This window comes from Faecalibacterium sp. I2-3-92 (assembly GCF_023347315.1).
GTDB classification, from domain to species: domain Bacteria; phylum Bacillota; class Clostridia; order Oscillospirales; family Ruminococcaceae; genus Faecalibacterium; species Faecalibacterium duncaniae.
On record NZ_CP094470.1, the window covers coordinates 1,391,273 to 1,410,160 of the forward strand.

Consider the following 18,888-nt stretch of genomic DNA (forward strand, 5'->3'; position numbering starts at 1 on the left):
GCGAAAAAGGTCTTGCAAAACGGAAACAAAAGAGTTACAATATGGTTACAGAAAGCGATGAGCGCTTTTTGAGACTGAAATCTTTTTCTTCTTGTTGAATAAGAGATATCGGGTGCAGGGCCTTCTCCTCCTCCGGCTGTTCTCCTTCACAGCTGTCGGCCACTGTACCGCACAGGCGGTATCTCGCTTCGTGTGCAAAAAAGTCCGTCCGGTTTTCCGGTACGGACTTTTTTGCATTCCAATTTGTGTCAGAAAACCTGCCGGTCAGGCGGAAAAGTATGACCTTGCACGTTTTTGGTGGTCAATTTTACTGTTTTTCCGCAAAGGACAGTTCTAAAGTTTGTTGCCGCTGGGGTTTGTATTCTGACGGGGTTTGTGGTAAAGTATAGTCAATCAATTTATAAGCAGCAAACATGAATTATTTTGATGCTGGCCCGTTGTTGATGCGTTAAGAAAAAAGGAGTTTAGAGTATGGCTTATTTCTATGAAGAACCTTCCCGCACCTTTGGCGAGTACCTGCTGGTTCCGGGTTATTCCTCTGCAGAGAATGTCCCCACGGCAGTCAGCCTGAAGACCCCGCTGGTCAAGTACCGCAAGGGGGAAGAGGCCTGCCCGCTGGAAATGAACATCCCCATGATCAGTGCCATCATGCAGTCGGTCTCCGGCGATAAGCTGGCCATTGCACTGGCACGGGAGGGCGGTGTGTCCTTCATCTACGGCTCCCAGAGCATTGAGAACGAGGCTGCCATGGTGCGCCGCGTCAAGAGCTATAAGGCCGGTTATGTGGTCTCTGATTCCAACCTGGCTCCCACCGCCACCCTGCACGATGTGCTGGAGCTCAAGGCCCGCACCGGCCATTCCACCATTGCTGTCACTGCCGATGGCACTCCTCACGGCAAGCTGATGGGCATTGTGGCCTCCCGTGATTACCGTGTCAACCACACCCCCGATGATGCTTCCGTTACCACCTTTATGACTCCCATCGAGAAGCTGGTCACCGCACCGGAGAATACCTCCCTGCACGACTGCAACAACATCATCTGGGATAACAAGATCAACACGCTGCCGCTGGTGGATGCTGAGGGCAACCTGAAATACTTCGTGTTCCGCAAGGACTACGATTCCCACAAGAAGAATGTCAACGAGCTGCTGGATGCCAACAAGAGCTATGTGGTCGGTGCCGGCATCAATACCCGCGATTATGCCCAGCGTGTGCCCGCACTGGTCGAGGCTGGCGTGGATGTGCTCTGCATCGACTCCTCCGAGGGCTACTCCGAGTGGCAGAGCCGTACCATCGCCTGGATCCGTGAGCACTACGGCGACACCGTGAAGGTGGGCGCAGGCAACGTTGTGGATGCCGAGGGCTTCCGTTTCCTGGCAAAGGCCGGTGCAGACTTCGTCAAGATCGGCATTGGCGGCGGTTCCATCTGCATTACCCGTGAGACCAAGGGCATCGGCCGTGGTCAGGCCACCGCAGTCATCGAGGTCGCAAAGGCCCGTGACGAGTACTACAAGGAGACCGGCATCTATGTGCCCATCTGCTCCGATGGCGGCATCGTCCACGATTATCATATCACTCTGGCTCTGGCCATGGGCGCTGACTTTGTCATGCTGGGCCGCTACTTCGCCCGCTTTGACGAGAGCCCCACGAACAAGGTGCGCATCAATGGCCAGTATATGAAGGAGTACTGGGGCGAGGGCTCCAACCGTGCCCGCAACTGGCAGCGTTACGACCTGGGCGGTTCCACCAAGCTGAGCTTTGAGGAAGGCGTGGACAGCTATGTTCCTTACGCAGGTCCTCTGGCCGATGGTGTCCAGACCACCCTGTACAAGGTCAAGAGCACCATGTGCAACTGCGGCGCACTCTCCATCCCCGAGCTGCAGCAGAAGGCCAAGCTGACCGTGGTTTCCTCCACCTCCATCGTGGAGGGCGGCAGCCATGACGTTGTGCTGAAAAATGCGACCCCCAATATTATAAACGGCTGAGCCTGAACAGGCTTGCAGGGCCGCTCCCGGAGCTTTCGGGGGCGGCCCTTTTGGCAGTACCGAAAAAAAGATTTTTCTTTCTGCACGCAGGAAATTTACAAAAGCCCTTGCACCCGGGCGGCAAAGATGCTATCATGGTACAAACGTCCTGTCAAGACAGGGTGCAGGCCCACGCACTGCCGGAACAAAGGCAGGGGGAGAAGGGGCTGTTTTTTCAGCAGCGGCAAGGCTTTTTCGCTGCTGCGAAGTACAAGGAGAGGAAACTTTTCATGGACGAGATCAAAGTTGTTCCGTACATTCCGGACGAAGATTATGATAACCCTGCCATGGTGGTGGATTTCTATGAGTTCACGATGGCAAACTGCCTGTTCCTGCATGGCTTTAAGAACACCACCCTTGTGTTCGATATGTTCTTCCGTAAGAACCCGGACAACATGGGTTACTCCATCAGCGCAGGCCAGCGCAAGCTGACCCGGTTCCTGCTGAATTATCATTTCAACGAGCAGGATATCCGCTGGCTGCGCACCAAGGGTATGAGCGATGAATTCTGCGAGTATCTGCGCACCTACAAGTGGAAGGGTGATATGTACGCTCTGCCCGAGGGCACGGTTTGCTACCCCCATGTGCAGATGGTCCGCATTGAGTGCGACCTGGTGGGTGCGATCCTGATCGAGACCTACCTGCTGCAGACGATGAACTTCCACAGCCTGATCACCACCAAGGCGACCCGTGTGACCGGCCTGAACACCCATACGCCCCGCAGCGTCATGGAGTTTGGCACCCGCCGCGCACAGGGCGAGAGCGCAGGCAATGATGGTGCGTATGCCGCTGTTCTGGGCGGCTGCATCGGCACTGCCAACTGCCTGGCTGAGATGAAGTATGGCTCTGAGGTCAAGGCGGTTGGCACCGTGGCACACAGCTTCATCGAGTTCTTCCCGACGGAGTTTGATGCTTTCAAGGCCTTTGCGGATACCTACCCGGATTCCGTCAGCCTGCTGCTGGATACCTACAACATCATGGAGAGCGGCCTGCCCAACCTCATCAAGCTGGACGACTACCTGATCGAGAAGTACCCCAATGACCCCAACCGCCGCGTCAAGAGTGCCCGTATCGATTCCGGCGATCTGGCCCGTGGCTCCAAGCGCCTGCGCAAGGCACTGGATGCCGCAGGCAAGCCCTATATCAAGCTGGTGGCCTCCAATGGCCTGGACGAGCGGAAGATCGCCAACATGGAGCTCTATGAGCACGCTCATTTTGATTCCTACGGCGTGGGCGAGAATCTCATTACCTCTGCTTCTGACCCCGTGTTCGGCGGTGTGTATAAACTGGTGGCGGTCAAGCTGCCGGATGGCACCTATCAGCCCAAGATGAAGTGCTCGGATTCTGCCAGCAAGGCCATCATCCCGGGCAAGAAAATGCCCTGGCGGCTCTACGATGAGAATGGTCAGGCCCAGTGCGATCTGATCGCCATGGATGGCGAGGTCATCGAAGCAGGCAAACCGGTAAAGATGGTCAACCTTGACCCGGATGCCATCGAGCGCACCATTACCATCACCCCCACCAGGGTCAAGCGGCTGCTGGTGCCCCATATCCTGAACGGTAAACTGGCCATTGAACTGCCCGGCATTGCCGAGAAAAAGGCCTATATCGCAAAGCAGTTGACCGAAGAGACTTGGGAGACTGAGCTGCGCATCGAGATGCCGCATAAGCACTATGTCAATATGACTCCCGCTGTGGCCGAGTGCCGCGCCAAGATGTATTCGGAACTGCATGGCGGAAAGGTGTAACTTGACAAAGCAGGGTTTCTATTGTATTATAATAGCCGTTGTGTGAATCTTACATGTTTTGATACATGTTTGCAACTCCGTAACGACGGACTTGTGATAAATGTTTACCTCATCACCTGTTATTCCCGGCTCTCTGTGAATGTCCAGAGCAGCAGGGCTTTGTAAGCCGGGTTTCTATGCGCCACTGTGGTGAAATTGGCAGACACGAGGGACTTAAAATCCCTTTCTGGAGACAGAGTGCGGGTTCAAGCCCCGCCGGTGGCATGAAAAATCCCCTTCAGCGTAAGCTGAGGGGGATTTTTTACTGTTGTATCGCGTACAAAGTGTAATTCTGCGCAGGCAGGAATGCCGGATGCAGCTCAGCGGTTTTCCATAGCATTGAATCGTTCCAGGAAGCTGTGATCCACACCCTCAGATCGATAACCGGGCATGGTATCAATGGCAACATTGTGGATGCTGCGGAAGATGCTGTTTTCGATATTGGGATTGTCGCGCTTCAGGCGGCGGAGCAGGATCTTGATCTCCTGCCGCTTGGAACCACCGCCGCCGTTGTCGCACATGGTGCAGTTCTCGGTAAAGCGGCAGGCGCACTGGATGAATTCCAGATCATTGTAGCGCTTCCAGGCCAGGATATCTTCTTCCCGGATGCAGTACATGGGGCGGATCAGGGTCATGCCGGGGAAGCTGGTGCTGTGGAGCTTGGGCGGCATGGCCTGCATCTGGGAGCCGTAGAACATGCTCATCACGGTCGTCTCAATAACATCGTTGAAGTGGTGGCCCAGCGCAATCTTATTGCATCCCAGCTCCTTGGCCTTGCTGTACAGGTGGCCGCGCCGCATCCGGGCACAGAGGTAGCAGGGGTTCTTTTCGGTGTTGTTGGCAACGGAAAAGATGTTGCTCTCGAAGATGGTCACCGGAATGTGCAGCAGCTCGGCATTGGACTCGATCTTCTGGCGGTTGATCTCATTGTAGCCGGGGTCCATCACCAGAAAGACCAGCTCAAAGGGAACATCGCTGTGCTTCTGCAGCTCCTGCATCAGCTTTGCCATTAACATGGAGTCTTTGCCGCCCGAGATGCAGACGGCGATCTTATCGCCCTCCTGTACCAGCTCGTAGCGCTTTACCGCCACGATAAAGGGGGTCCACAGCTCCTTGCGGTATTTCTTGATGATACTGCGTTCGATCATCTGATAAGGTTCAAGCTCACGTTTCATGTTGGTTCCTCTTTTTATTTAATGTACGGCGGTCAGCTCACGGTAGCAGACATCGAACGCCTGCAAAAAGGCTTTGATCTCATCCTCGGTGGTCAGGTGGCTCAGGCTGATGCGCCAGGAGGACAGTGCATTGCGGCGGTCGCGGCTGACCGCAAACACCGCACGCGAAGGCAGACCATCCGAAGAGCAGGCTGACTTGACCGAGACGCAGACCCCTTTGGCATCCAGCTCCCGCTGGAACACGGTGCCCTTGACATTACGGACGCTCAGATTCAGCACATGAGGGATGGCGTGTTCCGGGCTGTTGATGCGCACCAGCGGATATGTGCTGAGGGCGGCGCGGAGCTCTGCATTCAGTTTTGCCACATGGCCAACGCGTCCGGGCAGGTCAATGACGGCAAGATCAAGCGCACAGGCCAGCGAGGAGGCCAGCGCCACAGTGGGGGTGCCGCTGCGGTAGATGGTGGTACTCTCGCCGCCATGGATGAGAGGCTCCAGCGCCAGATTCCGCCGCTTGATCAGCAGGCCGATGCCGTTCAGTCCGTAGAATTTGTGGGCCGTCAGGCTCATGGTGTCCACGCCCTCAAAAGAAACGGGGATCTTACCCACAGCCTGGGTCGCATCCACATGCAGGTGACAGTGAGGGTATGCTTTCAGGATGGCGGCGATCTCCTGTACAGGCTGCACCACGCCCAGTTCACTGTCCACCAGCGTTATGGCAACGCAGATGGTATCCGGGCGAAGCAGATCCTTCAGGTGCTCAAGATCTACAGTGCCGTCCTGCTTCACGTCCAGCAGGTCGATCTCATACCCCTGCTCCTGTAATGCCGTCAGGGTGCCGCTGACCGAAGAATGTTCCAGCGGAGTGGAGATGATGTGCCTGCCCGCATGGCGGGAGAGACGGGCCAGCCCCTTTAAAGCAAAGTTGTTGGCTTCGCTGGCACCGGAGGTATAGATGATCTCGGCTGGCTGAACGCCCAGCAGAGAGGCGATTTTGATGGTGGCAGCATCGATCTCTGCCTTGGCGGCAGAGCCTGCCTGATGGTGAGAGTTGGCGTTGCCGATGCAGCGGCGCTCCACGGCACAGAACTGCTCCAACACCCGCGCATCCACCGGGGTGTTTGCAGAATAATCCAGATAGATCATAACATTCCTCTTGAAATACAAATCAATTCAATAGGTTATATTATAGTGCGGACAGGGGCATATTTCAAGATGTCCGGCCAAAAAGCTGAGGGAAACTGCGGCAAACGGATTGCATCCGGGCATGGTTTCTGGTATACTTTATAAAGTCAGACAGGGAAGGGGAGAGCAAAATGTTTCGTTCGACTTTGCGGAGCGCGTGTTTTGCCTTCCGGTCCCGTTTTTTGAATCTGCTCCAGAAGATTGAGGCACTGCCGTTGCTGCGGCAATGCCTCTTTTTTTGAGCAGCGATGAAAGGAGAACTTCTCTATGAGTGAAAAGATCGATTATTCCAAGGGCATTTACGATGCCCGGCAGCTCGGCACCGGACGGATGCTGGTCCTGGGCGTGCAGCACATGTTTGCCATGTTCGGCGCAACTGTGCTGGTGCCCCTGCTTACCGGCCTGAGCGTTTCCACCACTCTGCTCTGTGCCGGTCTGGGCACCCTGCTGTTCCACCTTGTCACCAAGGGCAAGGTCCCGGCCTTCCTTGGCTCCTCGTTTGCTTACCTGGGCGGTTTTTCCATTGTAGCCCCCATGCTGGCTGACGCAGACGGCAACCTGACCGTTGTCAATACCAAAATGCTGCCCTACGCCTGCGCGGGCGTGGCGCTGTCCGGCATTCTGTACCTGCTGGTCAGCCTGCTCATCTCCACCTTTGGCATCCGCCGCATTATGAAATTCTTCCCGCCGGTGGTCACAGGCCCCATCATCATCTCTATTGGTTTGATCCTGGCCCCCTCCGCCATCACCAACTGCGAGTCCAACTGGCTGCTGGCTTTTGTGGCCCTGGGCACCGTTATTGTCTGCAACATCTGGGGCAAGGGCATGGTCAAGATCCTGCCCATCCTGATCGGTGTGCTGGTCTCCTATGCTGTGGCTCTGGTCACTGGTGCAGTCAACTTTGAGGCCATTGCTGCTGCCGACTGGTTCGGCATCCCCCTGCACAAGAGTGCCATGGGTCTGTTTGCCATCGACGGCAGCCCTGAGTTCATCAGCGCAATGTTCACCATCATCCCCATTGCACTGGCAACCATGATGGAGCATGTGGGCGATATCGCTGCCATCAGCGCTACGGTCGGCCACAACTATATCAATGATCCCGGCCTGAACCGCACCCTGATGGGCGACGGCCTTGCCACTGCCATGGCCGGTCTGCTGGGCGGCCCCGCCAATACTACCTACGGTGAGAACACCGGTGTTCTGGCCCTGAGCCGCATCTACGATCCGCTCGTCATCCGCATTGCCGCTGTGATGGCTGTGATCCTGAGCTTCAGCCCCAAATTTGAGGCCGTCATCAACACCATCCCCACCGGCATCATTGGCGGCATCAGCTTTGTGCTGTACGGCATGATCTCCGCGATCGGTGTCCGCAATGTGGTCGAGAACCGTGTAGACTTTACCAACAGCCGCAACCTGATCGTTGCCGCTGTCATCCTGGTCTGCGCGCTGGGCTTCAACTCTGTGGGCGGTCTGACCTTCGCTGTGGGTGGTGTCTCCATCAACCTGTCCGGCCTGGCCATTGCTGCTATCGTGGGCATCCTGCTCAACGCCATCCTCCCCGGCAATGATTACGAGTTTGATGCTGCCAACGGTTCCGATGCTCCGAGCAGCGGCAACCTGCAGGTCTAAAAAATAAATAGGAATAATTCTTAAAATTAGTCTTGACTAATCTAGGAATCATTGCTATAATAGGCTCAGAAGCAAGGCCCCCTGTACCAGAGGAGAGGCCAAGATCATAATGAAAAACAATGGAGGATATTCTTATGAAAAAGTATGTTTGCACCGTCTGTGGTTATATCGCTGAAGGCTCTATCCCTGAGCAGTGCCCTGTCTGCAAGGCTCCTGCATCCGCATTTGTCGAAAAGACCGGCAACACCTATGTGACCGAGCATGTGGTCGGCATCGGCAAGGCTGAGGGTGTGCCTCAGGAGATCGTTGACGGTCTGCGCGCAAACTTTGAGGGTGAGTGCAGCGAGGTCGGCATGTACCTGGCCATGGCCCGTGTGGCTGAGCGCGAGGGCTACCCCGAGATCGCTGAGGCTTACAAGCGCTATGCCTACGAAGAGGCTGACCACGCATCCCGTTTCGCCGAGCTGCTGGGCGAGGTTGTGACCGACAGCACCAAGAAGAACCTGATGATGCGTGCTGAGGCTGAGTGCGGCGCATGCTCCGGCAAGATGGACCTGGCCAAGAAGGCAAAGGCCCTGAACCTGGATGCGATCCACGATACCGTCCACGAGATGGCAAAGGACGAGGCTCGTCATGGCCGCGGCTTCGAGGGCCTGCTGAAGCGCTACTTCAACGTGGAGCTGTAATTCCTGCATTTTTCTGAACCTGTTATCATAAAGCTGCCGTGCGGTTCCAAAGCTGCACGGCAGTTTTTTTGCTTGACGGGATCCATGGCAGGGCGTACAATGGAAAAAACATTCCGAAAAGGGGAAGTCTTATGAAATCAACTTCCACACGCTGTGCGCTGCTGGACGAGCTGCGCGGGCTGGACCTGATCAGCATGATGCTTTACCATGGCATGTGGGATCTGGTTTATCTGTTTGGTGTGCGTGTACCATGGTATGGCAGCTGGCAGGGAGAACTGTGGCAGCAATCCATCTGCTGGGTGTTCATCTTGCTGTCCGGCTTCTGTCTGCCGCTGGGCCGCCACCCGGTCAAACGAGGCGCGGTGGTGTTTGGGTGCGGCGCACTTGTCACGGCGGTCACTCTGATCTTCATGCCTGCGGATGCTGTCTGGTTCGGCGTGTTGACCCTGCTGGGCTCGGCTATGATCATCACAGGACTGCTGGAAAAGTGGATGGAAAAGGTGCCCCCGGTGGTCGGCCTTGCAGGGAGTATGTTTCTGTTTTACTTCACCCGCTATGCAGCCGATGGCTATTTACAGCTGGGCCATTGGCTCATCACGCTGCCGGGTTTTCTCTACGCCAACTACTTCACGGCCTATCTGGGGTTTTATCCCTTTGGCTTCTTCTCTACGGATTACTTCCCACTGACCCCGTGGCTCTTCCTGTTCTGGGCTGGTTTTTACCTGCATCATCTGGCAGAGCGAACAGCGCAGAGTCTCCGTCCGCTGCGTCGTTCGGTTTGCCCGCCGCTGGGGTGGCTGGGGCGGAACTCGCTGATGCTATATCTGCTCCACCAGCCGGTGATCTACGGCGTGCTGACGGTGGTGTTCCTGTTGCTGCGCCGGGGCGGAGGAGCGCTCTGAAAAATTCTGCAAAAGGTTCTTGACAAGGAGCCCGCCCTGTGGTATTCTTTTGATGGTTAGAAAAGCCTAACCAAGTTGCTCTGTTTTATGTCAGGCAGAGCAATTTCTTGAAGATAAAAGTTAGAATATACTAACCAAAATTGAAAGAGAGGTTCTTCTTTATGAGCAAAGTAGCAGTTGTATTCTGGAGTGCAACCGGCAACACGGAGACCATGGCAAACTGCGTGGCAGAGGGTGCAAACGGCACCATCGTTCCCTGTGGCGAAATGAACGCCGCAAAGCTGGCAGAGTTTGATGCAGTTGCATTTGGCTGCCCCGCAATGGGTGCAGAGCAGCTGGAAGAGAGCGAGTTTGAGCCGATGTTCTCCGATCTGGAGGGCTCCCTGAACGGCAAGAAGATCGCTCTGTTCGGCTCTTATGGCTGGGGCGACGGCCAGTGGATGCGCGACTGGGTCGAGCGTGCACAGGGTGATGGCGCACAGGTGCTCAACGGTGAGGGTCTGATCTGCAACGAGGCACCGGATGAGGATGTTCAGGCTGCCTGCCGCAAGCTGGGTGCAGATCTGGCAGCGTGGTGACCGGATTAGAAGCACATTGCAAAATTTGACAAATCGGGTTTGCTGTGTTAAACTCTAGAAGTTGCGCAGCAGCCCATTTGCCGGACAAACGAACCTGAGAGCAGCAGGGGAACAACAGGGGCTGAACCTGGTCTCCTGCTGCTTTGCTTTTTAGGAAAGGTGGTGTGTATGGAAATGGCTGTTGCGGTTGGAATTACGGCCTGTTTCGCAGTTTTGCGTCACACGGTGCGTTGCGCGGCTCTGCGGATGGCCCGCAAGGAAAAAATGCAGGAGGAACAGTCCCAATGTCCAAAACCACCCCGGAAGACCTGGCAAAGAAGCGTTCCGACGAAAAAACGCTTGTCAGTGAGATGATCGCGCTCTACTGCCGCAAGCAGCATCACACCCTCAGAGGCAGTCTCTGCCCGGAATGCCAGCAGCTCCATGATTATGCGCTGGCCCGCATTGAGCACTGCCCCTTTATGGAGACCAAGACCTTTTGCTCGGCCTGCAAGGTGCATTGCTATCAGCCGGAGATGCGGGAAAAGATCCGCACTGTCATGCGCTGGGCCGGACCCAGAATGCTGCCGGTGCATCCCGTTCTCTCCATCAAGCATGTGATCGTGACAATGAAGGCAAGGCGTGAAGCAAACGCAGGAAAATAAGCAGCCATGTATAATCGCCTGAAGCCGGGGCAACCTAGAGCCAAGGAGGCGATAGAAATGGAAAACACAGGTGTGACCTGCGATGTCTGCGAGTGCCGCCACAATGTGCAGAGCTGCAAGTGTGATCTGCCCCAGATCAAAGTGACAGAGCACTGCTCCTGCACCACCCAGCAGGTGGAGACCCCGCACTTCTGCCAGAATTACGAAAAGAAATAATTCGTAATGGCAGAAAACTCCCCGCCCAGCGCCCCAGACAGGGCATTGAGCGGGGAGTTTTTGTGTGCTGTTCAGTGGATGACCACACTGCAGGTAGCAAGGCTGCGCACCAGTGTGCCAACGCTGTCCTTCATCTGGATGCCGGCAAAGCCCAGACGGAAAGCGGCCTGTACATTCTCCAGCCGGTCATCAATGAAAACACTTTCCCCGGCCTTGAGCTGGTATTTGTCCAGCAGGGCCTTATAGATGCGCGGGTCGGGCTTGTTGATGTGCACCTCGCAGGAGGCCACGCCGCCGTCGAACAGGCCCTTGAGGTCGCGCTCGGTCAGAAAATCCAGCACATCCTCGGGGATATTGCTCAGGTAATAGACGCAGTAGCCACGGCTCTTGAGTTTCCGCACCAGCTCCTGCATCCGGCGGCGGGGGCGGAGGATATGCATCCAATCGTCCAGCACGCCTTGCACCTCAAACGCGCGGCCATATTCCTTTGCGCGGGCCAGCATCCGCAGGTTGGCCTCAGAGCGGGTGATAAGCCCTGCATCCAGCAGCTTCCACTCCTCGCTTTCAAAAGTCAGCTGGGAGACCTGTTCCTCTACCTCGGCATTGCAGAAGCGGTCTACCAGGTAGGTCTTGGGGTCGAAATCCACCATGACACCGCCCAGATCAAAGATGATATTTTTATACATCGCTGTTTCCTCAATTCTGTATGGATGTTTCTGCCAGAAAGATTCTGCCCACAGTATAGCACAACTGCCCGCCCTGCATCAAGCACTGCGCTGCCGCATAGGATGAAACAGGCAAACTGCGGGGAGGGGAGCACGATGAAATTCCGGGAGCTGTGCGCAAAGGAGATCGTTCAGCTGAGCAACGGGGCCTGCCTTGGCCGCGCCGATGATCTGGAGCTCGATCCGGCAACGGCGCAGGTCAAAAGCCTGCTGCTGCTCGGGCGGCCTCATCTGTTTGGGCTGCTGGGCCGGGACGAGACTCTGGTCATCCCCTGGACGGACATCGAAACACTGGGAGTGGACGCGATTCTGGTCCGCACGGAGCTGCCGGAGCCGGAAGCCAAAAAGCAGGGTTTCTGGCAAAAACTGCGGCACTGGCTGGACGGCTGAAATTTTTCGTGAATTTTTCCTGCATCAGGGTTTGATTTTACAAAAAATCGGATTATAATAGAGAACCGTGAGCGGCAGCGCCTTGCCGCTCCGGCTTGAAATCTGATTTCCGGAAGTGAAAGGAACTTCTCTCTATGAACGCAAAAAAACATACGCCGCTTTCCCTGCATGGGCTGCGGCTGCTCTTCCCTCCACTGGCAACGCTGGGCATCCTGTTCCTGACGGAGTGGATCGCCCGCGGCAGCCTGACAGGGGAGACCTTTACCCAATACATTTTCCCCCATGCCGAAGCCTATCTGCTGGCGTGGGCCATGCTGTTTCTCAGCTGGCTGGCAGTGGACTGGCTGACCCGGTTTGCACCGTTGGCGACCCTGCTGGCGGCGGTGCTGGGCTGTGCCCCGGCGGCAGTCAATTTCTACACACTGCAGCTGCGCGGCGAGCCCTTCCTGCCCTGGGATCTGATGCAGGTGTCAGAGGCTGCGGGCGTGGCAGCTGCGGCCGGTATCCACATCCAGACCAGCATGGTGGTATCCATTGTTATTATCGTGCTGCTGGTCGTGGTGTCTTTCTTCCTTTATAGAGGGCGGCAGAAGCTGAACTGGAAGCCACGGGTGGCAGGCTTTCTTGCCAGTGCGGCAGCTACCTGCGGCCTGCTCTTTGGCGTGTTCCTGCAGCCTGCCGTGACACAGGCCATTGGCATTGTGCCGGATGCCTGGATGCAGGATCGCTACTACCGCTATTATGGTGTCATCACCAGCTTTCTGACCAATCTGACCAATCTGGAGATCTCCAAGCCGGAGGGGTATTCAGAGGAGGCTGTCAATGAGATCCTGGATGATACCGAAGCTGCACAGAAATATTCCACCGCTCCGCTCTACCCGGGATCTTACGGTGCCGCCACCTCTGCGGACGAGACCGTGAAAAAGCCCACCATCATCTACGTGATGGACGAGTCCTACTGGGACGTGTCGGAGCTGGAACAGTACGGTTTCCAGTTTGATACCGATGTCTCCGCCAACCTCCACGCCCTGCAGCAGACCAGTGCTTCTGGCCGGGCGTACAGCCCCAGCTTCGGCGGCGGAACCTGCGATGTGGAGTTTGAAGCGCTGACCGGCTATTCGGCTTCTTTTCTGCCCAACGGCAGCAAGCCCTACCAGCAGCATGTGACCAAGCCCATGTTCTCGCTGCCCAATTACCTCAAGCTGACGCAGGGATATCAGACGGCGGCAGTCCATTGCTTCTGGGCTAAGTATTGGAGCCGGGACACGGCATACCCCAACCTGGGCTTAGACACCTTCCTGAGCCTGGAACAGATGACCCATGTCAACAAGGTGCGCAGGCACTACTGGACCAGCGGTTTGGTCACGGATGACTCCATGGCGGACCAGATCATCCAGCAGTATGAGAAGATGAAAGCATCCTCGGATGCACCGGTTTTTCTGCACGCGGTCACAATGCAGAACCATACCAATTATAATAAAGACAACTACCCGGACGATGTGCGGGTGAAGGTGACAGAGCACCCGGCGGGCCTCAAGGCCAGCACCATCGGTGCGCTGGAAGATTTTGCGACCGGCATCCGGGATGCCGATGCCATGCTGGGCAAGCTGACCCAATACTTCTCGCAGGTGGACGAGCCGGTGATCCTGGTGTTCTGGGGCGACCATTACAACCCCATTGATTCCAATTATGATGTCTTCACCAGCAGCGGCTATGCCAGCGATTCCAGTGCGGACCCGCGCCTGCACCAGACCACCCTGTTGATGTGGTCGAACTACACCGACAAGCCCGTGGATCTGGGTACCATTGCCGCTTACGATATCTCGCCGGTGATGATGAACCTCTACGGTCTGGAACAGCCGCTGTATTTCCAGCTGCTGAACCGCCAGCTGCAGGTGGCCGACCGCGCCAATACCCGGGGCACGGTGATGAATCTGGACGGCACCACCACCCAGACCCCGAGCTCCCTGCAGGAAAGCTGGAGCCAGAAGCACTGGCTGCTGCAATATGACCTGATGTTCGGCAAGGGCTATGCCCTCAGCCGGATGGGCATGGAGAGCCTGAACAGCACTCAGACGGACGAATAAACAAAAAATACGCGATTTTCTTGTAAAAAACAGAGAAAACCCCTTGCATCACACGCCTGTTTGTGCTATCATTATTTAGCATTACACACGCATCACTATGCCCTTTTGTGCTCTTTCGGGAGTGGAGGGCAGTCCAAGGCCATCCGATATGGCCGCGGATCACGGTGTGCGGAGGCAAAACAATATTGGAGGTATTTTTACTATGGCAGTCGTTTCTATGAAGCAGCTTCTCGAGGCAGGTGTGCACTTCGGTCACCAGACCCGCCGCTGGAACCCCAAGATGAAGAAGTATATCTTCACCGAGCGCAACGGCATCTATATCATCGATCTGCAGAAGACCGTGAAGAAGCTGGACGAGGCTTACAACTACGTGAAGGAAGTTGCAGCTGAGGGCGGCGACATCCTGTTCGTCGGCACCAAGAAGCAGGCTCAGGAGTCCATCCGTGACGAGGCTCTGCGCTGCGGCATGCACTATGTCAACGCTCGCTGGCTGGGCGGTATGCTGACCAACTTCCGCACCATCCGTAAGCGCATCGACCGTATGGATCAGCTGGCTAAGATGAAGGAGAACGGCACCTTCGAGCTGCTTCCCAAGAAGGAAGTTGCTAAGCTCGAGCTGGAGATGGAGAAGCTGGACAAGTACCTGGGCGGTGTCAAGAACATGAAGATGCTGCCGAAGGCTATGTTCATCGTTGATCCTCACAAGGAGCGCATCGCTGTTGCTGAGGCTCGCAAGCTGAACATCCCCATCGTGGCTATCGTTGATACCAACTGCAACCCCGACGAGATCGATTACGTCATCCCCGGCAACGACGACGCTATCCGCGCTGTCAAGCTGATCGCTGGCGCTATGGCTGACGCTGTTCTGGAAGGTAAGCAGGGCAACCAGGAGGCTCCCGCTGAGGAAGCTGCCAACGCCTGATTTCTGGCTGTACAGAACAAACCCGTGAAATAACGTGTAAGGGAGACTACAAAAATGGCTATTTCTGCAAAGGACGTTATGGAACTGCGCAAGCAGACCGACTGCGGCATGATGGAGTGCAAGAAGGCTCTGACTGAGGCTGACGGCAACTTCGAGAAGGCTATTGAGATCCTGCGCGAGCGTGGTCTGGCTACTGCTGCCAAGAAGGCAAGCCGCGTTGCTGCCGAGGGTATGGTCTACGCTGACTACTGCCCCAAGTGCAAGGTCGGTGTTGTCATCGAAGTCAACGCTGAGACTGACTTCGTTGCCAAGAACGACAAGTTCGTTGATTTCGTCAAGGAAGCAACCAAGGTCGTCATGCTGCAGAACCCTGCTGATGTTGAGGCTCTGATGGCTTGCAAGACCGAGGCTGGTGAGACCGTCGACGAGGCTCTGAAGAACCTGATCCTGGTCATCAAGGAGAACATTAAGATCCGTCGTTTTGTTCGTTACGAGGGCGTTTGCTCTGCTTACGTCCACGGCGGCGGCACCCACGGCATCCTGGTCAACTTCGAGACCACCAACGACATTGACAGCAAGGACGAGTTCACTGCTTACGGCAAGGACATCGCCATGCAGGTTGCAGCTGCTAACCCCAGCTATGTCGATGAGGCTTCTGTCCCCGCCGAGGTCGTTGCCAAGGAGAAGGAGATTATGCTGGCTCAGATGGCTGGCGATCCCAAGAACGCCAACAAGCCTGATGCTGTGAAGCAGAAGATGATCGAGGGCAAGATCAAGAAGTTCTTCAAGGAGAACTGCCTGGTCGATCAGGAGTTCGTCAAGGACGGCGATCTGTCTGTTGCTCAGTACACCGCTAAGGTCGCTAAGGATCTGGGCGGCGAGATCAAGATCGTCAAGTTCACCCGTTTCGTGAAGGGCGAGGGCCTGGAGAAGCGTGCTGATGACTTCGCTGCTGAAGTTGCAAGCATGGTGAAGTAATTCAGTCTGACTGAATGAATTTAAGAGCTGTGGTACCTGTAACAAGGTGTCACAGCTCTTTTTGTTTGTGTTTGAACAGGAAGTGTGTTATCATAGGAACAATTACAATGAAGAGAAAGCTGGAAGTGAAGAATCTCGACCAGCCGCTGTACCGAAAAAAGGAAGGCGGCATCTGACAGGAGATGTTACGATGAAAACACAGAAACTTGAGATCAGCGGTATTCCTGCTTTGCTGTACGGGAAAGAAAGCCGAAAAGTATATCTCTATGTCCATGGCAAAATGGGTTGCAAAGAAGAAGCCTTGCCGTTTGCAGAGCTTGCCTGCCCAGCAGGGTATCAGGTTCTTGCTGTTGATTTGCCTGAACATGGAGAGCGCAAGGGCAGCTCCGAGAAGCTGCTGCCGTGGGTGGCGGTTCCAGAGTTGGAAGCGGTCTATTCCTATGCTGCAGAGCGTTGGAAGAATGTTTCGCTGCGGGCTACAAGTATTGGAGCCTGGTTTTCCATGTTGGCCTTACAGGCAAAGCCTTTACGGAGTACTCTTTTGCTCTCGCCAGTGGTAGATATGGAAGATCTTATCACCAATATGATGCAGTGGGCAAATGTGAGTGAGGCCCAATTGAAAGAAGAAGGGGAGATTTCCACGGATTTCGATGAGACGCTGTCGTGGCAGTATCTCTGTTGGGTGAGGGAGCATCCCTACCGCTGGAAAGCGCCCACGCAGGTGCTCCATGGCGCAAGGGATAACCTGACTTCCAGGGCAGTGCTTGAGCAGTTCAAACAACGGACAGGTGCGCATCTGACCATCATGGAAGAAGGAGAGCACTGGTTCCACACCGAGCTGCAATTGGCTGTTCTGCAGGAATGGGAGCGAACACATATCTGAAAGAAGAGGAGAGAGGAATAGTGAAGATGCTGTAACCTGAAAAGGATAAAATAAAATCTCCCGCTGACGGGGTTCGATGTCGTCAGTGGGAGATTTTTATCGTTTTACGGTCAAACCGTGAAAACCTCAGATTTTGGCCTCGCTGTTGTGCTCAGCCTTTTTGTAAGCAGAGAAGGAGTGGAACACAATGTTCAGACCCAGAACGATCAGCAGGACAGCCAAGATCAGCTGCAGGCCGTTGGCAATGAACACGGCACCCCAAGTGGTCTCGCCCGCAGGAATGCTGACAGAAGCGGCGGTGCTGATGGCCTTGACCATAGCGATCAGGCGCTGCACCAGAGCGGTGAAGGTGACGCACAGCATGATGATCAGCGGGGGGAACAGCATCTTGTTGCTGCGGCCGGTGACCTTCAGGAAGACGCACAGAGTGGCCAGAACCAGAGCGCTCAGCAGCTGGTTGGCGGAGCCGAACAAGGGCCAGATGTTTGCGTAGCCGATCTTGGTCAGCAGGAAGCCGAAGGCCAGAGTGAGGAAGGTGGAGAAGTAGACGTTGCAGAACAGCTTGCGCCAGCCCTCAGCGTGCTCCATGTCGTCCACACTGAACAGCTCCTGGAAGCTCATGCGGCCGATACGGGCCACAGCATCCAGACTGGTCAGGGCCAGAGCGGAAACACACATCGTCATAAAGACCGTTGCTGCATAAGCGGGAACGCCGAACATCTCAAAGAAACCGGCGACACCACGGCTGAAGATCTGGAACGGGGTGCCTGCAGCGGGGGTGCCGTCCGCAGCAGCGGCAGCACCGGCAACGCACAGGGCCAGAACAGCCAGCAGGCTCTCCAGGATCATTGCGCCATAGCCAACCTTCAGCATATCCTTCTCATTCTCAACGGTCTTGGAAGAAGTACCGGAGGAGACCAAGCTGTGGAAGCCGGAAACAGCACCACAGGCAACGGTGACGAACAGGATGGGGAACATGGTACCCAGCTTCTCGTTGGTGAAGCCGGTGTAAACGGGCAGATTCATGGTGGGGTGTGCAACGACCAGACCAACCACAGCGCCTGCGATCATGGCAACAAACATGAAGGTGGTCATGTGGTCCCGGGGCTGCTTCAGCAGCCACATGGGAAGCACGGCGGCAAAGAAGATATAAACGAAGGTGATATAGCTCCATGCGGCCTTGCCCAGGATGATGGGCAGATTTGCGCCAATGACAAAGGACAGCACGATGAAAACGATGCTGATGACGCTTTCCTTCCAGCCGGAGAAGTTGAACTTCTTCTGGATCAGGCCAAAGACCACAGCGAAGACCATGAACATGATGGAGACCATGCCGGCAGCGCCGTTGGTCTGAGCAGCGTCCACCAGAGCGCCGTCCGCGCCATAGGCATTGAAGGTGCCAGCGACCATGTCAGCAAACGCTGCAATAACGATGCCGCAGAACAGCCAGCAGAACAGCAGGAACAGCTTGCGGCCAGTCTTGCCGATATACTTTTCGATCAGCATACCCATGGACTTGCCGTCATTCTTTACAGAAGCATACAGAGCGCCGAAATCGGTAACAGCACCAAAGAAGATGCCGCCCAGCAGGACCCACAGCAGAACCGGCAGCCAGCCAAAGGCAGCAGCCTGAATGGCACCGGTAACAGGGCCGGCACCTGCAATGGAGCTGAACTGATGTGCAAAAACGGTCCAGCCGTTGGTGGGAACGTAATCCCGGCCGTCCTCATGGACGACCGCAGGGGTCTTGGCGGTGGGGTCGATGCCCCACTTGTTTGCCAGCCAGCGTCCGTAGAGGGTGTAAGCACCAAACAGACACACGGCTGCGATCAAAACGATGACCAGCGTGTTCATTTCTTTTACCTCTTTCCTTTGCTTTTCATGCGGCAAAGAGGTCACGCTGTGGCTCCTTTGCCTGAAAATTGTGTATACTTTATCCCCATTTTCATAATTTGTCAATATATTTCGGAGCAGTTCAGAGGATGTGCTAATTCGACAGAAAATCCAGCAAAAAATTTTAGGTGATTTTATTTCATTTATGAAGAGAAGAAAACTGTGGACATGCTGAATTGAAAA

Annotated in this window: 17 protein-coding genes and 1 tRNA gene; 14 read left to right on the plus strand and 4 right to left on the minus strand. The window is 55.5% G+C overall.

The window, feature by feature from the left end; all coding sequences use genetic code 11:
* Window positions 1–471 precede the first annotated feature (471 nt).
* The 3 genes from MTP42_RS06800 (at window position 472) to MTP42_RS06810 (ending at window position 4,037) form a co-directional block, all read left to right on the plus strand.
* Window positions 472–1,986 (plus strand): IMP dehydrogenase, encoded by a 1,515-nt coding sequence (locus MTP42_RS06800; RefSeq protein ID WP_098922427.1) that lies wholly within the window; start codon window positions 472–474, stop codon window positions 1,984–1,986.
* Window positions 1,987–2,255: 269 nt separating this feature from the next.
* The gene (locus MTP42_RS06805; protein ID WP_249258256.1) at window positions 2,256–3,773 is read left to right on the plus strand and encodes a nicotinate phosphoribosyltransferase; all 1,518 of its coding nucleotides are present in this window, start codon (window positions 2,256–2,258) and stop codon (window positions 3,771–3,773) included.
* A 180-nt stretch (window positions 3,774–3,953) separates the two neighbouring features.
* A tRNA-Leu gene (locus MTP42_RS06810) sits at window positions 3,954–4,037 on the plus strand.
* Between the two features lie 95 nt (window positions 4,038–4,132).
* Here the strand turns inward: MTP42_RS06810 and MTP42_RS06815 are convergent.
* Together MTP42_RS06815 and MTP42_RS06820 are read right to left on the minus strand one after the other, a co-directional pair.
* Window positions 4,133–4,987 carry a tRNA 2-thiocytidine biosynthesis TtcA family protein gene (locus tag MTP42_RS06815; protein ID WP_117476216.1) on the minus strand — a complete coding sequence of 285 codons (855 nt, stop codon included), beginning with the start codon at window positions 4,985–4,987 and terminating at the stop codon, window positions 4,133–4,135.
* An 18-nt stretch (window positions 4,988–5,005) separates the two neighbouring features.
* Window positions 5,006–6,133 (minus strand): cysteine desulfurase family protein, encoded by a 1,128-nt coding sequence (locus tag MTP42_RS06820; protein WP_249258257.1) that lies wholly within the window; start codon window positions 6,131–6,133, stop codon window positions 5,006–5,008.
* Window positions 6,134–6,439: 306 nt separating this feature from the next.
* On the opposite strand from MTP42_RS06820, the gene MTP42_RS06825 reads away from it, so the two are divergent.
* The 6 genes from MTP42_RS06825 to MTP42_RS06850 all read left to right on the plus strand — a co-directional run bounded on the left by MTP42_RS06825 (window position 6,440) and on the right by MTP42_RS06850 (window position 10,827).
* Window positions 6,440–7,801, plus strand: coding sequence for a uracil-xanthine permease family protein (locus MTP42_RS06825; protein WP_249258258.1), 1,362 nt, complete (start codon window positions 6,440–6,442; stop codon window positions 7,799–7,801).
* Between the two features lie 134 nt (window positions 7,802–7,935).
* Window positions 7,936–8,487 carry a ferritin family protein gene (locus tag MTP42_RS06830; RefSeq protein WP_035394078.1) on the plus strand — a complete coding sequence of 184 codons (552 nt, stop codon included), beginning with the start codon at window positions 7,936–7,938 and terminating at the stop codon, window positions 8,485–8,487.
* Between the two features lie 131 nt (window positions 8,488–8,618).
* Window positions 8,619–9,389: a heparan-alpha-glucosaminide N-acetyltransferase domain-containing protein gene (locus MTP42_RS06835; RefSeq protein WP_249258259.1), complete on the plus strand. Its 771-nt coding sequence runs from the start codon at window positions 8,619–8,621 to the stop codon at window positions 9,387–9,389.
* Between the two features lie 161 nt (window positions 9,390–9,550).
* Window positions 9,551–9,967 (plus strand): flavodoxin, encoded by a 417-nt coding sequence (locus MTP42_RS06840; protein WP_097771090.1) that lies wholly within the window; start codon window positions 9,551–9,553, stop codon window positions 9,965–9,967.
* Between the two features lie 284 nt (window positions 9,968–10,251).
* Window positions 10,252–10,611, plus strand: a complete 360-nt coding sequence (locus tag MTP42_RS06845) for a nitrous oxide-stimulated promoter family protein (RefSeq protein WP_154276235.1) — start codon at window positions 10,252–10,254, stop codon at window positions 10,609–10,611.
* 57 nt (window positions 10,612–10,668) lie between these two features.
* Entirely contained in the window at window positions 10,669–10,827 is a 159-nt protein-coding gene (locus tag MTP42_RS06850; protein WP_156058024.1) for a DUF1540 domain-containing protein, read from the plus strand.
* A gap of 71 nt (window positions 10,828–10,898) precedes the next feature.
* Here MTP42_RS06850 and MTP42_RS06855 read toward each other — a convergent pair whose 3' ends face one another.
* Window positions 10,899–11,513, minus strand: a complete 615-nt coding sequence (locus MTP42_RS06855; protein ID WP_098922412.1) for an HAD family hydrolase — start codon at window positions 11,511–11,513, stop codon at window positions 10,899–10,901.
* 135 nt (window positions 11,514–11,648) lie between these two features.
* Here MTP42_RS06855 and MTP42_RS06860 point away from each other — a divergent pair, with 135 nt between their 5' ends.
* The 5 genes from MTP42_RS06860 to MTP42_RS06880 all read left to right on the plus strand — a co-directional run bounded on the left by MTP42_RS06860 (window position 11,649) and on the right by MTP42_RS06880 (window position 16,812).
* Window positions 11,649–11,942 (plus strand): PRC-barrel domain-containing protein, encoded by a 294-nt coding sequence (locus MTP42_RS06860; protein WP_249258260.1) that lies wholly within the window; start codon window positions 11,649–11,651, stop codon window positions 11,940–11,942.
* A 134-nt stretch (window positions 11,943–12,076) separates the two neighbouring features.
* A complete protein-coding gene (locus MTP42_RS06865; protein WP_249258261.1) occupies window positions 12,077–14,029 on the plus strand; it encodes an LTA synthase family protein in 1,953 nt (650 codons plus the stop codon).
* Window positions 14,030–14,231: 202 nt separating this feature from the next.
* Window positions 14,232–14,951, plus strand: coding sequence for a 30S ribosomal protein S2 (gene rpsB / locus MTP42_RS06870; protein WP_249258262.1), 720 nt, complete (start codon window positions 14,232–14,234; stop codon window positions 14,949–14,951).
* Between the two features lie 54 nt (window positions 14,952–15,005).
* Complete coding sequence (tsf, locus tag MTP42_RS06875) at window positions 15,006–15,929, plus strand: translation elongation factor Ts (RefSeq protein ID WP_005932850.1); 924 nt, start codon at window positions 15,006–15,008, stop codon at window positions 15,927–15,929.
* Window positions 15,930–16,119: 190 nt separating this feature from the next.
* Window positions 16,120–16,812 (plus strand): alpha/beta hydrolase, encoded by a 693-nt coding sequence (locus tag MTP42_RS06880; RefSeq protein ID WP_249258263.1) that lies wholly within the window; start codon window positions 16,120–16,122, stop codon window positions 16,810–16,812.
* A 126-nt stretch (window positions 16,813–16,938) separates the two neighbouring features.
* Here the strand turns inward: MTP42_RS06880 and MTP42_RS06885 are convergent, their stop codons facing one another.
* Window positions 16,939–18,666 carry a carbon starvation CstA family protein gene (locus MTP42_RS06885; RefSeq protein ID WP_005932856.1) on the minus strand — a complete coding sequence of 576 codons (1,728 nt, stop codon included), beginning with the start codon at window positions 18,664–18,666 and terminating at the stop codon, window positions 16,939–16,941.
* Window positions 18,667–18,888: the final 222 nt, after the last annotated feature.

Excerpts from the sequence above, each read along its gene's own strand:
- MTP42_RS06800 (WP_098922427.1), top strand. The coding sequence starts at position 472 with ATGGCTTATTTCTATGAAGAACCTTCCCGCACCTTTGGCGAGTACCTG.
- MTP42_RS06805 (WP_249258256.1), top strand. The coding sequence starts at position 2,256 with ATGGACGAGATCAAAGTTGTTCCGTACATTCCGGACGAAGATTATGAT.
- MTP42_RS06815 (WP_117476216.1), bottom strand. The coding sequence starts at position 4,987 with ATGAAACGTGAGCTTGAACCTTATCAGATGATCGAACGCAGTATCATC.
- MTP42_RS06820 (WP_249258257.1), bottom strand. The coding sequence starts at position 6,133 with ATGATCTATCTGGATTATTCTGCAAACACCCCGGTGGATGCGCGGGTG.
- MTP42_RS06825 (WP_249258258.1), top strand. The coding sequence starts at position 6,440 with ATGAGTGAAAAGATCGATTATTCCAAGGGCATTTACGATGCCCGGCAG.
- MTP42_RS06830 (WP_035394078.1), top strand. The coding sequence starts at position 7,936 with ATGAAAAAGTATGTTTGCACCGTCTGTGGTTATATCGCTGAAGGCTCT.
- MTP42_RS06835 (WP_249258259.1), top strand. The coding sequence starts at position 8,619 with ATGAAATCAACTTCCACACGCTGTGCGCTGCTGGACGAGCTGCGCGGG.
- MTP42_RS06840 (WP_097771090.1), top strand. The coding sequence starts at position 9,551 with ATGAGCAAAGTAGCAGTTGTATTCTGGAGTGCAACCGGCAACACGGAG.
- MTP42_RS06845 (WP_154276235.1), top strand. The coding sequence starts at position 10,252 with ATGTCCAAAACCACCCCGGAAGACCTGGCAAAGAAGCGTTCCGACGAA.
- MTP42_RS06850 (WP_156058024.1), top strand. The coding sequence starts at position 10,669 with ATGGAAAACACAGGTGTGACCTGCGATGTCTGCGAGTGCCGCCACAAT.
- MTP42_RS06855 (WP_098922412.1), bottom strand. The coding sequence starts at position 11,513 with ATGTATAAAAATATCATCTTTGATCTGGGCGGTGTCATGGTGGATTTC.
- MTP42_RS06860 (WP_249258260.1), top strand. The coding sequence starts at position 11,649 with ATGAAATTCCGGGAGCTGTGCGCAAAGGAGATCGTTCAGCTGAGCAAC.
- MTP42_RS06865 (WP_249258261.1), top strand. The coding sequence starts at position 12,077 with ATGAACGCAAAAAAACATACGCCGCTTTCCCTGCATGGGCTGCGGCTG.
- rpsB (WP_249258262.1), top strand. The coding sequence starts at position 14,232 with ATGGCAGTCGTTTCTATGAAGCAGCTTCTCGAGGCAGGTGTGCACTTC.
- tsf (WP_005932850.1), top strand. The coding sequence starts at position 15,006 with ATGGCTATTTCTGCAAAGGACGTTATGGAACTGCGCAAGCAGACCGAC.
- MTP42_RS06880 (WP_249258263.1), top strand. The coding sequence starts at position 16,120 with ATGAAAACACAGAAACTTGAGATCAGCGGTATTCCTGCTTTGCTGTAC.
- MTP42_RS06885 (WP_005932856.1), bottom strand. The coding sequence starts at position 18,666 with ATGAACACGCTGGTCATCGTTTTGATCGCAGCCGTGTGTCTGTTTGGT.